Raw genomic sequence first — 15,494 nt, 5'->3', positions numbered from 1 at the left:
GCTGCAGCGTTCTTACGCCGCTGTGCAGAGCCGGGACCGAGAAGGCGGCGCGGGACGCTGCGGAGAGATGGGCCCCGGCTCTGCAGCGCACCGCCGAAGGGGCGCTGCGCTGCGTCCGGGGCACGAGACAGATCCTAGGCCACCCGTCTTGCTGCACCCGCCTTGGTCAAAATCCCGTCGAGACAATCGATCATCTCGGCGATCTCTCCCTTCGTGACGTTCAGCGACGGCATGAACCGCAGCGTGTCGACCTGTGGCGCGTTGAGGAGCACGCCGGCTTCGAACGCTTGCGCGACGATGCCGGGCGCCATCGGCAGCTTGAGGTCGAGCGCGAGCAGGAGCCCGCGTCCCCGCACGCCGCCGAGACCGTGCCGGGCCGAGACCTTTTGCAGCTCGCTTTCGAGCAGGAGACCGGTCTCGGTCACCGCCTTCAGGAAGGCGGGCTTGCTGACCTCCTGAAGCACCGCAAGCCCTGCCGCGCACATGATCGGGTTGCCGTTGAACGTGCCGCCCTGATCGCCGTGCGCGAAGCAGGAGGCGCGTTCGGTCGCAAGCAGAGCGGCGAGCGGCACGCCGCCGCCGATGCCCTTGCCGAGCGTCATGATATCAGGCGAAATCCCCGTGTGCTCGTAGTGAAAGAGCTTTCCGGTCCGGCCCATGCCGGTCTGGATCTCGTCGAAGATCAGTAACAGGCCGTGCGCCTCGGTGAGCGCGCGCAGCTCTTGCAGGAACTGATCGGTCGCCGGCCACACGCCGGACTCGCCCTGGATCGGCTCGAGCATAACAGCGACGGTGTTGTCGTTGATCAGCTTCTCCACCGAGGCGATGTCGTTGAGTTTGGCCTTCTTGAAGCCGGCGACCTTGGGCTCGAACAGCGGCTCGAACGCCTTCTTGCCAGAGGCCGACATCGTCGCAAGCGTCCTTCCGTGGAAGCCGCCTTCGAAGCTGATGATCTCGAACGCGCCGTTCCTGTGCAGGCTGCCGTATTTGCGCGCCAGCTTGATCGCGCCCTCATTGGCTTCCGCGCCCGAGTTGGCAAAAAACACCTGATCGAACGCGCTGCCATCGACCAGCGCCTCGGCAAGCTTCAGGCTCGGCTCGTTGTAGAAGGCCGGGCTCGGCGTCAGCAGCCGCTTGGCCTGCGCGGCCAGCGCATCGGCGATCGCGGGCGGCGAGTGGCCGAGGCAGTTGACGGCCCAGCCCTGCACGAAATCGAGATAGCGCTTGCGGCTGTCGTCCCAGAGGTAGGAGCCGGCGCCGCGGACGAACACGGCCTTGGGCCGTGCAGTGATGTCCATCAGCGCATCATACGGATGGGTGGCGGTGGTCATGTCGAACTCCTCTGGAGGCGGGTGGAAAAGACGCGCGAAAAAGCAAGAAGGCCGCACTTTGCGGGTGCGGCCTTCTCGAAAACTCTGCTGAATTCAGGCGATCAGCGGCGTCGTCGGACATGGCGCAACCCATCATCGTCGCGGGTGCGACGACGGAAAGCTGCGCGGCGGTGGGTCCGAGAGTTGATCATGGGGCGCGTCCCTACAGCCGAACGGCAAGGCTTGTCAAGCGGACGGTTTGCGAAACACTCGCCCGGCGTGTGTCGGAACGGCGCGAAGAGCCGGACGTCACTCGCAGCTCATCGATTGCCCGGCCAGCAACCATCGCGCCGCTGGCGCGTTTGTGATTGAAGGACGCGAATTGGTTCGAACCGGACGCACCGCGGCTCAGACCAAGAGGGGCCGGGACCAACGAGACAGTATTCAGCCTTGTCCGACACGCCTTACCCGATCGACCTCGACAGCGTCCGCGGCGCGTTTCCGCCGGGCATCGAGGCGCCATCCCTGTTGCTCGACTTCGCCGGTTGGCTGAAGGGGCGGCCCTGGGGCAGCGTCGGCTGCTTCTCGCTGCAGGGCCAGTTCTCCGATCATGCGCCGATCGTCGACGGCAGTCCCTTGCGCGACAGGTTCTCGCTGTTCATGCGGTTGCCGGATGGCTCGGCAGTCGGCGGCTGGTATGGCGCCGGTCTCGACCGCGACAATCCGCCGATCGTGGGGCTGGGATCGGAGGGCGACTACGAATTGCTGGCGCCGAGCCTCGACGGGCTGCTTGCAAAACTGACGTCGCAGCAATTCGACAACGCCTGGAGCGATCTGAAGCCGCATGACGAGGTCGAGTGCCAGACGGTCGAACTCGCGCAGTGGCTCGCTGGCCGTCCGACAGGCGAAATAGCGGCGCCCGAGGATGCATCTTCGGAGCTGCCCGATTTCCGCGGCTTCGTGGAGAAGTGGAGCCGCGATCGCGAGGACTATTGGGCCAATCACCGCCTGATGGCCGAGCTCGGCTGGCGGCTGGCGGCGCATCTTCCAAAGGGTAAAAAGCCCTGGGACCAGACGCGCTTCGAGATCGCAATCGTCGGCAAGCAGTACGAGGCGCGCGTCCTTTCGCGCGGGCCGCAGCCATTCGAGGAAGCGGCCTCGATCGAATCCCTGCTGCGCGATTTGCGCGAGCAGATGCGCCGCGCCCAGCCCGAGCTCGGGCTGTGGTACGCGATGCATTTCGGGCTCTATGCCGACGGCCGTATCATGCCGAATTTCGAATACGATGTGCGCCCGACGATCGAGGGTGAGCCGGCGAAATTATCCGAGGCACAGGCCGATCTCGCCCGCGCACCGCGTCCGGAGCGCTGGGTGCCGAAATGGCTGGTTTGATAGAGCTGCAGCACCAGCGACGGTCCGCTCCCTCTCCCGCTTGCGGGAGAGGGCTGGGGAGAGGGGGCCTCTGCAGAGAGACACCAACGAGGAGAAAGCCCTCACCCGGCGCTTCGTCGACCTCTCGCGCAAGCGGGAGAGGTTGCAGCGAGCCCGCGGCTAGACCGATCGCAACAGCGAAACGCCGTCAGAACCCCGCGACGCTGCCGTGCAGGTCGTATGCGTCGGCGCGCTCGATCTTGGCCGTGACGATCTCGCCGATGCGCAAGGGGCGGCGGCTGGAGAGATAGACCGCGCCGTCGATCTCCGGCGCATCGGCCTTGGAGCGGCCTTTGGCCACCGTCGGGCCGACCTCGTCGATGATGATCTGCTGGCGCGTGCCGATCTTGCGCTTCAGCCTGCGCGCAGAGATCTTTTGCTGGCGGGCCATCAGCGCGTTGTAGCGCTCCTGCTTGACCTCTTCGGGCACGGGATTCTCGATCGCGTTCGACGTGGCGCCCGCAACCGGCTCGTATTTGAAGCAGCCGACGCGGTCGATCTCGGCCTCATCCAGCCAGTCGAGCAGATAGGCGAAATCGGCATCGGTCTCGCCGGGAAAGCCGACGATGAAGGTCGAGCGCAAGGCGAGATCTGGACATTCCTCGCGCCAGCGCTTGATGCGCGCCAGCGTCTTGTCCTGCGCCGCGGGGCGCTTCATCGCCTTCAGCACCTCGGGGCTCGCATGCTGGAACGGGATGTCGAGATAGGGCAGCACCTTGCCGTCATTCATCAGCGCGATGACTTCGTCGACATGGGGGTAGGGGTAGACATATTGCAGCCGAATCCAGGCCCCGAGCTCGCCGAGCTCGCGCGCGAGATCGAGGAATTTGGCGCGGACCTGGCGATCCCTCCACGGGCTCTCGGCGTATTTGAGATCGACACCATAGGCCGAGGTGTCCTGCGAGATCACCAGCAATTCCTTGACGCCGGCACCGACCAAGCGCTCGGCCTCGCGCAGCACGTCGTTGGCGGGGCGCGAGACGAGGTCGCCGCGCAGCTTCGGGATGATGCAGAAGGTGCAGCGGTTGTTGCAGCCCTCGGAGATCTTCAAGTAAGCGTAGTGGCGCGGCGTCAGCTTGATGCCCTGCGGCGGCACCAGGTCGAGATGCGGATTGTGGGCCGGCGGCAGGGCGCGGTGCACGGCGTCGAGCACGCTCTCATATTGCTGCGGGCCAGTGATGGAGAGCACGCCGGGATAGGCCTGCTCGATCTGCTCGGGTTCCGCACCCATGCAGCCTGTCACGATCACCTTGCCGTTCTCGGCCATGGCCTCGCCGATCGCCGAGAGCGATTCCTGCTTGGCACTGTCGAGGAATCCGCAGGTGTTGACGATGACGATGTCGGCCCCATCATGCTTGCGGGCGAGCTCATAGCCCTCGGCGCGCAGGCGCGTGATGATGCGCTCGGAATCCACCAATGCCTTGGGACACCCGAGCGATACGAAGCTGACCTTGGGCGCAGCCGTCTGATCCATATCTGAAACTGCCTGATTGACGGGCCTGAGCTAGTCCCAATTGCCCACAATTACAACCCTTTGCAGGGCGTTCCGGCGTGCTATGGATGAATCACTGGTGGTGAGTGAGCTATGAGCGCCGAACAGTCGCCCAAAATCGTGATCGTCGACGAAAGCCCGATCCGGGCTGCGATCCTGGAGGAAGGATTGCGGGAGGCCGGATTCACGCAGGTCGTCCATATCCGCGAGATGCAGAGCCTGCTTGCCCGTATTTATGCGGTCGATCCCGACATCATCCTGATCGATCTGGAAAATCCCAGCCGCGACGTGCTGGAGGCGATGTTCCAGGTCAGCCGCGCCGTGAAGCGGCCGATCGCGATGTTCGTCGACCAGAGCGATTCCGCCTCGATCCAGGCCTCGGTGGAGGCGGGGGTATCGGCCTACATCGTCGACGGGCTGAAGAAGGAGCGCATCAAGCCGATCCTCGACCTCTGCGTGTCCCGCTTCAACGCCTTCGCCAAGCTCCAGGAGGAGCTGGAGCGCACCAAGTCGCAGCTCGAGGATCGCAAGATCATCGAGCGCGCCAAGGGCATCCTGATGAAGGTGAAGGGCCTGACCGAGGACGAGGCCTATGTGCTGCTGCGCTCCACTGCGATGCGCGAGAAGAAGAAAATCGGCGAGATCGCCCAGTCGATCATCACCGCATCGGAGATGCTGAAATGACTGGACCGCTCCGTATCGGGTTCATCCCGCTGGTCGATGCCGCAGCCCTGATCGTCGCCGTCGACAAGGGATTCACCGCCGCCGAAGGGCTCGAGGTCGAGCTGGTGCGCGAGGTGTCCTGGTCCAACGTCCGCGACAAGCTCAATATCGGCCTGTTCGACGCCGCGCATCTGCTCGCCCCCGTCGCGATCGCGTCCTCGCTCGGGCTCGGCCACGTCAAGGTGCCGATCGCGGCGCCCTTCAATCTCGGCATCAACGGCAATGCGATCACGGTGTCGCCGGCGCTGCATGCCGCGCTGATGGAGGAGATCGACGGCGACCGCTTCGATCCGATGGTCACCGCGAAGGCGCTGGCGAAGGTGGTCGCCAAGCGCCGCAAGGCCGGCGCGGAGCCTTTGACCTTCGGCATGACCTTTCCGTTCTCGACCCACAATTACCAGCTGCGGTTCTGGATGGCGGCGGCCGGCGTCGATCCGGACGAGGACGTCCGCCTGGTGGTGCTGCCGCCCCCCTACATGGTGGACAGTCTCAAGAGCGGCCATGTCGACGCATTCTGCGTCGGTGCACCCTGGAACTCGATCGCGGTCGATCTTGGCATCGGCCACATCCTGCATTTCGTCTCCGACATCCTGGCGCGCGCGGCGGAGAAGGTCCTGGCCGTCCGCCAGGTCTGGGCCGACAAGCATCCGGACGTGGTCGCTAGCCTCGTGCGCGCGGCGATGAAGGCGGCCGAGTTCATCGAGCATCCGGAAAACCGGATCGAAGCGGCGCGGATTCTGGCGCAACCCGAGCGGATCGGCGTCGATGCCGAAGTCATCCAGCGCACCCTCACGGGACGCCTGAAGATTTCGCCGGACGGCACCTTCCGCGAGAGCGGCCGCTATCTCCTGGTCGGACGCGAGGAGGCAGGGCGCCCCGATCCGGTCCAGGCTGCCTGGCTCTATGCGCAGATGGTGCGGTGGGGGCAGGCGGCCTTGAGCCCCGATGGTGTCAAGACCGCCATGGCGGTGTTCAGGCCCGACCTTTACGACGCGGCCCTCGGCCGCCGCCCGCCCGAGGAAGCCCCGGCGGCATTTGGGGCCTTCGCCGGGCCTGTATTCGATGCCAACAACATTTTGGGGCACCTTGAGGCCTTCGAAGTGGGGCGTTGGAAGGCCTGATTCGCTATTGCATAATTTTTGTGCAATTTTGCTCATCGACTAAATTTTGAGCCGAGTGCTCGAATTTCATGAGCTAATTCGGGCTCGGAATGTTCCGGGATCTCCGCTAATTTCTTGAAATCACGACATCTTTCATTTCGCCGAAGCTGGCACGCAACTTGAATGTTGCACTGCAGCCAGCTTGTCACAGGTGACTGCTGAGCCAAGTCCCGCAGCAACGAAGCTGATCGGACCGTTGGGTGGCTAGGCCGGCTCTCGAGCCAGCAAGGTGCCTTTCGGGTCGCGCCAATTTCCGTCGATGCCACCTCGGTGGCCGCAGGAGCTTCGTTACCGACCATGAAAATCGATACGCTCGCAGTCGACTTTACCGACGAGCAGAAACGCTATCTCGAAGGCTTCACGACCGGTCTGCAGATCAGCCGGGTCGGTCGCGGTCTCGGCGGCGGCGGTGCCGGCAAGGCGAACGCCGAGCCCACCGGCCCCGATGCCGTGCACATCAAGGCGCAGGACAAGGTCATCGCCGGGGGCAAGAAGCTCGCCGACCAGGAGAAGTTCAAGCGCGACGAGCATCCCTTCGATGCCTATCCGCGGCTGCGCCAGCAGGCGCTCGACAACGCGCCGCCGAGCCCGGCGGACAATTTCCGCTGGCGCTATTACGGCATCTTCTATGTCGCGCCGACGCAGGACTCCTACATGTGCCGCCTGCGGATTCCCAACGGCATCATGAAGCACTGGCAGCTGTCCGGCCTTGCAGATCTCGCCGACGAACTCTGCGGTCCCTACAGCCATGTCACGACGCGCGCCAATCTCCAGCTCCGCGAGATCCCACCGAAGCATGCCGTGAAGCTGATCGAGGGCATCCAGGATCTCGGCCTGTGCTCGCGCGGCTCCGGCGCCGATAACATCCGCAACGTGACGGGAACGCCGACGGCCGGCATCGATCCGCAGGAGCTGATCGACACGCGGCCCTATGCGCGCGAGTGGCACTATCACATCCTCAACGATCGCTCGCTCTACGGCTTGCCGCGCAAGTTCAACGTCGCCTTCGACGGCGCCGGCAGGATCGCGGTGCTCGAGGAGACCAACGACATCGCGTTCACGGCTTACGAGGTGAAAGACGGCTTCGGCGTCGAGCCCGGGGTCTGGTTCCGGCTCGGCCTTGGCGGCATCACCGGCCACAAGGATTTCGCCAAATATTCCGGCATCATCGTCAAGCCGGAGCAGGCGACCGCTGTCGCGGACGCAATCGTGCGCGTGTTCATCGACCATGGCGACCGCACCAACCGCAACAAGGCGCGGCTGAAATACGTACTCGACAGCATGGGCCATGACGGCTTCCTCAAGCTGGTCGAGGAGCGGTTGAAGACGCCGTTCACCCGCGTGCCCGAACAGGCGTTTGCGCCGCGGCCGGCCGCGGACCGCATGGCGCATGTCGGCGTGCACAAGCAGAAGCAGGACGGCCTCAACTGGATCGGCGTGTCGCTGACGCTCGGCAAGCTAACCTCTGATCAGATGCGCGGTCTCGCCAAGATCGCGCGTGACCTCGGCGACGGCGAGGTCCGCCTGACGGTCTGGCAGAACCTGCTGATCTCGGGCGTGCGCGACGAGAATGTCGAACTCGCCGTTGCCGCGATCAAGCAGATCGGGCTCGCGGTCGAGGCTTCGCACATCCGCGCCGGCCTGATCGCCTGCACCGGCAATGCCGGCTGCCGCTTCGCCGCTGCGAACACCAAGCGCCATGCCGCCGAGATCGGTGACTGGTGCGAGCCGCGCGTCGCGATGGACAAGCCGGTCAACATCCACGTCACCGGCTGCCACCATTCCTGCGCGCAGCATTACATCAGCGACATCGGGCTGATCGGCGCGCGCGTGCCCGTGAACGAGGAGGACACGGTCGAGGGCTATCACCTCTTCACCGGCGGCGGGTTCGGCCCCGACGCCGACGTCGGGCAGGAGGTCTATCACGACCTCAAAGCCGACGACGCGCCGAAGACGGTCGAAGCACTGCTCAAGGCCTATATCGCCCATCGCTCGTCTCCCGAAGAAACCTTCCTGTCCTTTGCGCGCCGCCATGACGGCGAAACGCTGCGCAAGCTTGCCGATGCACAGGTGTCCGCATGAACCAGATCACGCCTCCGCCGAAACTCGACATCATTCCCGCCAGCGCGCCGTTCTCTGATGCGCAGCGTTCCTGGCTGAACGGCTTCTTCGCCGGGCTATTGTCGCCCGACGTGGCCGCGCCGCTGTCGGCGGAGCAGGGTGCCGCCGTCATGCAAGGCGGAGCCGGTGACGGCGACGACGGCGAAGCGCCATGGCACGACCAGACCATGCCGATCGCTGAGCGGATGAAGCTCGCCGAGGGGCGCCCCGTGCGCCGCAAGATGATGGCGGCGATGGCGCAGCAGGATTGCGGCCAGTGCGGCTACAATTGCCACGACTATTCGGAGGCGATCGCGAGCCGCAGCGAAGCACGGCTCAACCTCTGCGTCCCCGGCGGCAAGGAAACCGCGCGGATGCTGAAGTCCCTGTACGAGGAGCTCGACAAGGCGCCAGTGGCCAAAGCGGCGGACAAGGCGGACGCTCCGGCGCCGGCCGTGACCGTGACGATCGCAGAGGCGGGGCGCTCACGCGACAACCCTGTTGCCGCAACCTTCCTGTCGCGCCGCCTGCTCAACAAGGGGAAATCGGAGAAGGAAACCTATCACATCGAGTTCGATCTCTCCGAGAGCAAGCTCGACTACGTCGTCGGCGACAGTTTTGGTGTGTTCGCGCGCAACGATGTCGGCCTCGTCGACCAGATCATCGCGCTGCTCGGCGCCTCCCACACCACCAAAGTCAACGGCAAGACGCTGCGCGAAGTTCTGATCGACGACGTCTCGCTGTCGCCGGCGCCCGACACGCTGTTCGAATTGATCTCCTTCATCACCGGCGGCGCGCAGCGCGAGAAGGCGCGGGCGCTGGCGCAGGGCGAGGATCCCGATGGCGATGCCGCCACCCTCGACGTCATGGCGGCCTTGCAGAAGTTTTCGGGCACGCGGCCGCACCCGGAGGCCTTCGTCGAGGCGCTAGAGCCGCTCCAGCCACGGCTCTACTCGATCTCGTCCTCGCACAACGCGACGCCCGGAAAGCTGTCGCTGACGGTGGACTCCGTCCGCTACGTGATTGGCAAGCGCAAGCGCCTCGGCGTCGCCTCGACCTTCCTCGGCGATCGCATTGCCGAAGGCGAGAAACTCAACGTCTATGTGCAGAAGGCACACGCCTTCGGCCTGCCGCAGGATCCGAAGACGCCAGTCATCATGATCGGCCCCGGCACCGGCATCGCGCCGTTCCGCGCCTTCCTGCTCGACCGCAAGGCCACCGGCGCGCCCGGCAAGAATTGGCTGTTCTTCGGCCATCAGCGCAGCGATTGCGACTTCTTCTACCAGGAGGAGCTCAACGCGATGAAGACGTCGGGTCTGCTCACGCGCCTGTCGCTGGCTTGGTCGCGCGATGGCGAGAAGAAGTTTTATGTGCAGGACCGCATGCGCGAGGTCGGACGTGAGCTGTGGACGTGGCTTGCCGAAGGCGCGCATCTCTACATCTGCGGCGATGCCAAGCGCATGGCCAAGGACGTCGAGCGTGCGCTGGTCGACATCGTCGCCCAGTTCGGCGCGCGCTCGACCGACGAAGCCGTCAGTTTCGTCGCCGAGCTCAAGAAGACCGGCCGCTTCCAGGCTGACGTCTACTAAGCCTGCTGTCACCACACCGTCATCCGGGCCGGTTCCAACTGGCTCGGATTTGAACGAATAAGATTCTCGGAACCCGCACGTAGAGAGAATTTGCATCTGCGACGTGGCGTCGTCAGAGAAGGCGCATCGCTATTTGCGCTGCTGTCTTGCCTCCCGCCAGGGTTGATCCTTCATAATCCCACAAATGGGGCGTTGGAGATCGACCATGCGCGAACTATCGGCGGAAGCCAGGCTGCATTTCTACGCGCGCTCGCTCTCGCGGCGGACCGGGGCGAGCATGCATCATGCCGCTCTCTATAGCGCGTTTGCCGTCATCGCGGCGATCGTGTTCGGCACGCTCTCGGTGCATCCGTTCTGATTGGACTTCGTAGGGTGGGCAAAGGCGCGCAGCGCCGTGCCCACCATCTCTCAACATGCGAGACCGGCTTGGTGGGCACGCTCCGCTTTGCCCACCCTTGTAATAGCGCAATCAGATATTGTCGGCGTGTTCCGTGAGGAATGGCCTGCCGCGGCTGCAACCCGCGGCAGGCCGCTGGCGATCGGATCGCGCCCACCCTGAGCAGTTTGTGGCTGCCCCGTAGCAGGATCGCGCCAGCACCTTCATCGGACCCGGATGGTTGCCGGAACAATCAGGTTCGCTTCACAAGGCAGGGTCGACGAAGATGGCACAGACTAGCACGACGACAGCGGGAATCGATACGTCCAAGGCGAAGCTCGACATTGTAGTTCATGGTCGAGACGAGGGTTGGGAGGTCGCCAACGACCTTCCCGGTTGGCGGAAGCTGGTGCAACTGCTGACCAAAGCTGGCGTCAAGCGAGTCGGGATCGAAGCGACCGGCGGTTACGAGCGTGGGGTAGTGGAGCATTTGCGTGCGGCCGGCGTCATCGTGCTGGTGCTGCAGCCGATCCAGGTCAAGGCGTTCGGCCGCTCCCGATTGCGTCGCGCCAAGAACGATACGCTGGATGCCGCGCTGATTGCTGCCTGCGCGGCATCGCTCGAAGAGGTGAGGAGTGCGCCGGATCCGCGCTTGGCGGAGCTCGCCGAGCAGCTCACCTTCCTCGAGCAGATCGAGGACGACATCAAGCGCTTCAAGACCCGGCTCGAGCATCTCGATAAGCCTGGGCTACGCCGCATCGTGCTGGATGACATTGCCCGGTTGAAGGCAAGGCGGCTCTCCCAAATCCGTCACATCGCCAAGCAACTACGCGCTCACCACGATCTCGCTGTCCGCCTTGACCTCGTGATGAGCATTCCCGGGATCGGTGAGCGCACGGCACTGGCCCTCCTGGTCCGCATGCCTGAACTCGGCCGTGTCAGCCGGGAGGAAGTCGCAGCCCTTGCCGGGCTGGCTCCCTTCGACAACGATAGCGGGCAGTACAAGGGCCAACGCCGTATCGCCGGCGGCCGCGCTCGCCTGCGTCGCTCTCTGTTTGCGGCAGCCCTGCCTGCGGCCTTCCGCTGGAATAAGGCCGTCATGGCCCTCTATGCCCGCCTGACTGCGGCCGGAAAGGCTCACAATGCCGCTCTCGTCGCATGCGCGCGCAAGCTGCTCATCTATGCCAACACCGTCGTGCAACGCGGAACGCCGTGGACTGAAAAACTCCTCGGCGTTTAATGGTTGCTACGGCACCGCCGTGCCTCACGCCCCGCGCTTGAACGGCGCGACCTCGATTCCCGCTTCCTTCAACGCCTGACGCACACTGCGCGCGATCTCGACCGCGCCGTGCGTGTCGCCGTGGATGCAGACCGTATCGGTGCGCATCTTGATCACCTTGCCCGTCACCGAGACCACCGCGCCGTCCTGCACCATGCGCACGACGCGATCGGCGATCACTTTCGCATCGTGCAGCACCGCGCCGGGCTTCTTGCGCGAGACGAGGTTGCCGTCGTCCTCATAGGCGCGGTCGGCGAACACCTCGTGCACCATCGGCAGATTGGCCGCTTCACCGGCCTTCACCAGCTTCGAATTGGCGAGCACGACGAAGATCAGGCTGGGATCGACCGCCTTGATGCCGGCGGCGATCGCCTTCGCCGTCATGTCGTCCTCGCAGGCGACGTTGGAGAGCGCGCCATGCGCCTTCACATGGGTGACCTTGTGGCCGGCCGCGGTCGCGATCGCCTGCAACGCGCCGATCTGGTAGGCGACGAGGTTCTCGATCTCGGAGGCCTTCAGGCCGGCGATCGGATGCCGGCCGAAGCCGTGCAGGTCGCGGTAGCCAGGATGCGCGCCGACCGAGACGCCGCGCGCCTTTGCCAGCTCCACCGTCCGGCGCATGATGTCGGGGTCGCCGGCGTGGAAGCCGCAGGCGACATTGACCGAGCTCGCCAGCTCGATCATGGCGGCGTCATTGCCCATCTCCCACGCGCCAAAACCTTCGCCGAGGTCGCAATTGAGATCGATCGTCTTCATGGGTGCTCTCCGCCTCTGGTCTTTGTTGCCGTTTACGGTTCCGCCGCGACCTGCCACGTCCCTGCGTCGACGGCGCTCACGGCATAGCCCGCAACGTTAGCATCGCTGAGCGCCTCGATGTTGAGCGCGACGGTGTCGGCAGAGCGCAGGCGATCGGGCAGGCTGCGGATCAGTTGCGCGAATTTGCGCGCCTCGTCCTGCGCCTCGGCCATACTGACGGCCTTGAAGCGGAATGCGGTTCCCGCCGAGGTCTGCGCCAGCCGGCCAATATCGGCCGTGATCACGGTTGCGATCTTCGGATAGCCGCCGGAGGTGCCGCGGTCCATCATCAGCACGATCGGCGCACCGTTGCCGGGCACCTGGATGCTGCCGTTGACGGTGCCGTCGGAGACGATGTTGTGGCCGTGCAGATGCTTGATCACGGGGCCCTCGAGCCGGTAGCCCATGCGGTCGGAGGTCGCCGAGATCTTCCACTCGCTGTCCAGGAACAGCGCCTTGTTGGCATCGTCGAACTCGTCGTCCTGCGGACCCAGCAGAACACGGATCGGGCCGCCCACGGGCTTCGGCAATTCGATCCGCACTTCGCTCGCGCCGCTGGCGGCATCGACGCTGAACTCGTCGCCGGCCTGCAGCGGGCGCGGGTAGGGGCTGCCGAGGCCCGCGCGCGCATTCACGGCGAGGCTGCCGAACACCGCCTCGCCCTTGATGGCGCCTTCGATGGCGAGATAGGTGAAGGCGCCGCCGCGGGCAAAGCCCAGCGTCAGCGTCTCGCCATCCTTCAAGGTCACCGATGTGTCCATCGCGATCGGATTTCCGGCGATATCCGCATTGCGCGGCGCGCCTGAAATCGCGACGCGCACGGCACCATCACAGGCGGTGAAGGAGGCGCCGAATGGACCGATCTCGACTGCGGCCGCAAACGGCCCGTTGCCGACAAGCGTGTTTGCCGCAGCAAGCGACAGCCGGTCCATCGCTCCGCTCACCGTCAGGCCGTAGCGCTGCGCGCCGTGGCGGCCGCCATCCTGGACTGAGCTTGCAGGGCCGATGCTGGCGACGACGAGCCGGCTCATGCGACCACCTGCTCGGCGATGATCTCGCCAGCTTCCGCAGCGCGGTCCAATTCCTCGAACGTCTTGTGGTCGATGGCGAAAAACGTCACGCGATCACCGGGTTCGGTGAGGAAGGTCGGATTGCGGTGGAGCTGATAGGTCCGCACCGGCGTGCGGCCCAAAAGGTGCCAGCCGCTCGGGGCGGCCAGGCATTGGATGCCGGCCTGGACGCCGCCGATCGAGATCGTGCCGGCGGGCGTCAGCACGCGCGGATTCTGCCGCCGCGACATGTGGAGGGATTTGTCGAGGCCGCTGAGGTAGGACCAGCCCGGCGTGAATCCGATCATGGCGACCTTGTAGTCGCCGGCAACGTGGCGGGCGACAATGTCGTCCGGCGTGGAGCTCAGCGCCTTGGCGACATCCTCGAGATCGATGCCGTGCTCGCCGCCATAGGCGACGGGAATGCGCCAGCGGCGCGCCTTTGTCGCCGGCGGCAACTTCTGGCTGGCGAGCGCGATCAGCTTGTCGCCGAGCGTATCGAAACCGATTTTGCCGGGATCATAGTGCACCAGCAGCGAGCGATAGGTCGGCACGGCTTCAGTGATGCCGTCGATCGGGCTTGCTGCAAGCGCCTTGTCGAGCGCCAGCACGCGCTGGTTGGCATCGTCATCGATGGTGCGGCTGAACTCGACCGTGACGGCGCTGTCGCCACTGGGCAGAAGGCGGGGCGGGGGAAGCGTCGCGGCCATGAGCTGTCGAAATCGGGCTTCTGAAGAATGCGGCCCCCGGCGTTCGAGTTCCGCTTCTTCCTGCTTCGCGTAAATGCGCTCGCAAGTCCAATAAATTAATGCTGGGGGAAGCGATAAGGCCTTGTTATCGCGTCGCATAATAGCCCAGCGGCCCTGCGTTATTGCTAGCCTCTTGGCCCTTGACGCAAGGGCTGCGGCTCGCAAGATGCGCGCGTTCTTTCCCGCCCATCCGGAGCTCGTCTGTTTCCATGTCGCTGTCACCCGAAGCCCGCAAGACCCTCGCCGGCATCACCACCGCCACCATCACCACGGTCCTGCTGAAGAAGGGCCTGCGCAATGTGTGGATGCGCGGCGCGCGGCCGCTGCGCCCGGGCCTGCCGCGCCTCGTGGGACCGGCCTTCACCCTGCGCTTCGTGCCCGCGCGCGAGGATCTGGCGACGCCGGAATCCTGGTCGTCGCCGATCTCGACCCGCACCGCGATCGAGGCGATGCCCGAAAGCTGCATCGCCGTGGTCGATGCCATGGGCATCACCGATGCCGGCATCTTCGGTGACATCCTCTGCGCGCGCATGGTCAAGCGCGGCGTGACCGCGCTGGTCACCGACGGCGTCGTGCGTGACGTCGAGGGCGTGCTCGGCACCAATCTTCCGGTCTGGTGCGACGGCTATGCCGCGCCGCCTTCAGTCGCGGGCCTGACCTTCGTCGGCTGGGGCGAGCCGATCGGCTGCGGCGGCGTCGCCGTTTTCCCGAACGACATCGTGGTCGCCGACCAGGACGGCTGCGTGCTGATCCCGCAGGCGATGCTCGATCACGTGCTCGCCGAGGGCGTCGAGCAGGAGCGCATGGAGGCCTGGATCGTCAACGAGGTGAACAACGGCGCCGTGCTGCCGGGCCTCTATCCCATGAACGCCGAGACCAAGGCGCGCTACGCCGCCAGCAAGAAGTAATCGGGAAGCAGCGAGGTAATCCCCATGGAAATCACTGTTGCAGGCACGCGGCCGACCCGCCGCGCGCCCAAGGAACACTTCACCGGCACTGTGTGGCAGGACCCCGTCATCATGGCGCCCGCGCCGGCACGGCTGAACTGCTCGCGCGTCGCGTTCGAGCCGGGCGCACGAACCAATTGGCATCACCATCCGCTGGGGCAGACGCTCTACGTCATCTCCGGCGTCGGCCGCGTCCAGTCCAAGGGCGGCCCGATCCGCGAGATTCGCCCCGGCGACACCGTCTGGATTCCGCCGGGCGAAGTGCATTGGCACGGCGCATCGCCGACCAACGGCATGTGCCACATCGCCATGCAGGAAGCGCTCGACGGCGTCTACTCGACTTGGCTGGAGCCGGTGACCGACGCGGAGTATGGGGCGGCGGTCGGCTAGTCCCGTGCCCCGGACAAGACGCATCGCCCTGCGATGCGTCGCCGAGCCGGGGCCCAGACTCTTCCGAGGGATTGACACTGCTGGGTCCCGGCTCAGCGTCACGG

General features: G+C 65.3%; 14 protein-coding genes. 9 read left to right on the top strand and 5 right to left on the bottom strand.

What is annotated here, in order from left to right; all coding sequences use genetic code 11:
- Positions 1 to 134: 134 nt before the first annotated feature.
- Positions 135 to 1,331 (bottom strand): acetylornithine transaminase, encoded by a 1,197-nt coding sequence (locus tag LRP30_RS20460; RefSeq protein WP_249761495.1) that lies wholly within the window; start codon positions 1,329 to 1,331, stop codon positions 135 to 137.
- A 429-nt stretch (positions 1,332 to 1,760) separates the two neighbouring features.
- Here LRP30_RS20460 and LRP30_RS20455 point away from each other — a divergent pair, with 429 nt between their 5' ends.
- Entirely contained in the window at positions 1,761 to 2,702 is a 942-nt protein-coding gene (locus LRP30_RS20455) for a hypothetical protein (RefSeq protein ID WP_249761494.1), read from the top strand.
- Positions 2,703 to 2,889: 187 nt separating this feature from the next.
- Here LRP30_RS20455 and rimO read toward each other — a convergent pair whose 3' ends face one another.
- A complete protein-coding gene (gene rimO / locus LRP30_RS20450; protein WP_249761493.1) occupies positions 2,890 to 4,215 on the bottom strand; it encodes a 30S ribosomal protein S12 methylthiotransferase RimO in 1,326 nt (441 codons plus the stop codon).
- 111 nt (positions 4,216 to 4,326) lie between these two features.
- On the opposite strand from rimO, the gene LRP30_RS20445 reads away from it, so the two are divergent.
- The 6 genes from LRP30_RS20445 (at position 4,327) to LRP30_RS20420 (ending at position 11,421) form a co-directional block, all read left to right on the top strand.
- A complete protein-coding gene (locus tag LRP30_RS20445) occupies positions 4,327 to 4,917 on the top strand; it encodes an ANTAR domain-containing protein (RefSeq protein ID WP_008564898.1) in 591 nt (196 codons plus the stop codon).
- Positions 4,914 to 6,077: a CmpA/NrtA family ABC transporter substrate-binding protein gene (locus LRP30_RS20440; RefSeq protein WP_249761492.1), complete on the top strand. Its 1,164-nt coding sequence runs from the start codon at positions 4,914 to 4,916 to the stop codon at positions 6,075 to 6,077. Before LRP30_RS20445 ends, LRP30_RS20440 begins: the two co-directional genes overlap by 4 nt.
- 336 nt (positions 6,078 to 6,413) lie before the next feature.
- A complete protein-coding gene (locus LRP30_RS20435; RefSeq protein WP_249761491.1) occupies positions 6,414 to 8,198 on the top strand; it encodes a NirA family protein in 1,785 nt (594 codons plus the stop codon).
- On the top strand, positions 8,195 to 9,805 hold the full coding sequence (locus LRP30_RS20430) for a sulfite reductase subunit alpha (protein ID WP_249761490.1): 1,611 nt from the start codon (positions 8,195 to 8,197) through the stop codon (positions 9,803 to 9,805). Before LRP30_RS20435 ends, LRP30_RS20430 begins: the two co-directional genes overlap by 4 nt.
- 205 nt (positions 9,806 to 10,010) lie before the next feature.
- Complete coding sequence (locus LRP30_RS20425) at positions 10,011 to 10,163, top strand: hypothetical protein (RefSeq protein ID WP_164934924.1); 153 nt, start codon at positions 10,011 to 10,013, stop codon at positions 10,161 to 10,163.
- A gap of 304 nt (positions 10,164 to 10,467) precedes the next feature.
- Entirely contained in the window at positions 10,468 to 11,421 is a 954-nt protein-coding gene (locus tag LRP30_RS20420) for an IS110 family transposase (RefSeq protein WP_249761489.1), read from the top strand.
- A gap of 24 nt (positions 11,422 to 11,445) precedes the next feature.
- Here the strand turns inward: LRP30_RS20420 and LRP30_RS20415 are convergent, their stop codons facing one another.
- From LRP30_RS20415 to pxpB, 3 genes are read right to left on the bottom strand one after another with little or no spacing between them, the layout of a single operon-like run.
- The gene (locus LRP30_RS20415; RefSeq protein ID WP_249761488.1) at positions 11,446 to 12,216 is read right to left on the bottom strand and encodes a 5-oxoprolinase subunit PxpA; all 771 of its coding nucleotides are present in this window, start codon (positions 12,214 to 12,216) and stop codon (positions 11,446 to 11,448) included.
- Positions 12,217 to 12,248: 32 nt separating this feature from the next.
- Positions 12,249 to 13,286 carry a biotin-dependent carboxyltransferase family protein gene (locus tag LRP30_RS20410; RefSeq protein ID WP_249761487.1) on the bottom strand — a complete coding sequence of 346 codons (1,038 nt, stop codon included), beginning with the start codon at positions 13,284 to 13,286 and terminating at the stop codon, positions 12,249 to 12,251.
- The gene (gene pxpB / locus LRP30_RS20405) at positions 13,283 to 14,014 is read right to left on the bottom strand and encodes a 5-oxoprolinase subunit PxpB (RefSeq protein ID WP_249761486.1); all 732 of its coding nucleotides are present in this window, start codon (positions 14,012 to 14,014) and stop codon (positions 13,283 to 13,285) included. Before pxpB ends, LRP30_RS20410 begins: the two co-directional genes overlap by 4 nt.
- Positions 14,015 to 14,262: 248 nt before the next feature.
- Here pxpB and LRP30_RS20400 point away from each other — a divergent pair, with 248 nt between their 5' ends.
- Both LRP30_RS20400 and LRP30_RS20395 read left to right on the top strand, forming a co-directional pair.
- Complete coding sequence (locus tag LRP30_RS20400) at positions 14,263 to 14,961, top strand: ribonuclease activity regulator RraA (protein WP_249761485.1); 699 nt, start codon at positions 14,263 to 14,265, stop codon at positions 14,959 to 14,961.
- Positions 14,962 to 14,985: 24 nt separating this feature from the next.
- On the top strand, positions 14,986 to 15,390 hold the full coding sequence (locus tag LRP30_RS20395) for a cupin domain-containing protein (protein WP_249761484.1): 405 nt from the start codon (positions 14,986 to 14,988) through the stop codon (positions 15,388 to 15,390).
- The last annotated feature ends 104 nt before the right edge of the window (positions 15,391 to 15,494 follow it).

Source organism: Bradyrhizobium sp. C-145 (assembly GCF_023375135.1).
Classification (GTDB): Bacteria; Pseudomonadota; Alphaproteobacteria; order Rhizobiales; family Xanthobacteraceae; genus Bradyrhizobium; species Bradyrhizobium zhanjiangense.
This window is presented reverse-complemented; position numbering and strand designations above follow the sequence as displayed.

What these genes read in the sequence shown, in the direction of transcription:
- pxpB (WP_249761486.1), bottom strand. Translation starts at nt 14,014, where the DNA reads ATGGCCGCGACGCTTCCCCCGCCCCGCCTTCTGCCCAGTGGCGACAGC.
- LRP30_RS20400 (WP_249761485.1), top strand. Translation starts at nt 14,263, where the DNA reads ATGTCGCTGTCACCCGAAGCCCGCAAGACCCTCGCCGGCATCACCACC.
- LRP30_RS20410 (WP_249761487.1), bottom strand. Translation starts at nt 13,286, where the DNA reads ATGAGCCGGCTCGTCGTCGCCAGCATCGGCCCTGCAAGCTCAGTCCAG.
- LRP30_RS20460 (WP_249761495.1), bottom strand. Translation starts at nt 1,331, where the DNA reads ATGACCACCGCCACCCATCCGTATGATGCGCTGATGGACATCACTGCA.
- LRP30_RS20395 (WP_249761484.1), top strand. Translation starts at nt 14,986, where the DNA reads ATGGAAATCACTGTTGCAGGCACGCGGCCGACCCGCCGCGCGCCCAAG.
- LRP30_RS20420 (WP_249761489.1), top strand. Translation starts at nt 10,468, where the DNA reads ATGGCACAGACTAGCACGACGACAGCGGGAATCGATACGTCCAAGGCG.
- rimO (WP_249761493.1), bottom strand. Translation starts at nt 4,215, where the DNA reads ATGGATCAGACGGCTGCGCCCAAGGTCAGCTTCGTATCGCTCGGGTGT.
- LRP30_RS20440 (WP_249761492.1), top strand. Translation starts at nt 4,914, where the DNA reads ATGACTGGACCGCTCCGTATCGGGTTCATCCCGCTGGTCGATGCCGCA.
- LRP30_RS20435 (WP_249761491.1), top strand. Translation starts at nt 6,414, where the DNA reads ATGAAAATCGATACGCTCGCAGTCGACTTTACCGACGAGCAGAAACGC.
- LRP30_RS20425 (WP_164934924.1), top strand. Translation starts at nt 10,011, where the DNA reads ATGCGCGAACTATCGGCGGAAGCCAGGCTGCATTTCTACGCGCGCTCG.
- LRP30_RS20415 (WP_249761488.1), bottom strand. Translation starts at nt 12,216, where the DNA reads ATGAAGACGATCGATCTCAATTGCGACCTCGGCGAAGGTTTTGGCGCG.
- LRP30_RS20430 (WP_249761490.1), top strand. Translation starts at nt 8,195, where the DNA reads ATGAACCAGATCACGCCTCCGCCGAAACTCGACATCATTCCCGCCAGC.
- LRP30_RS20445 (WP_008564898.1), top strand. Translation starts at nt 4,327, where the DNA reads ATGAGCGCCGAACAGTCGCCCAAAATCGTGATCGTCGACGAAAGCCCG.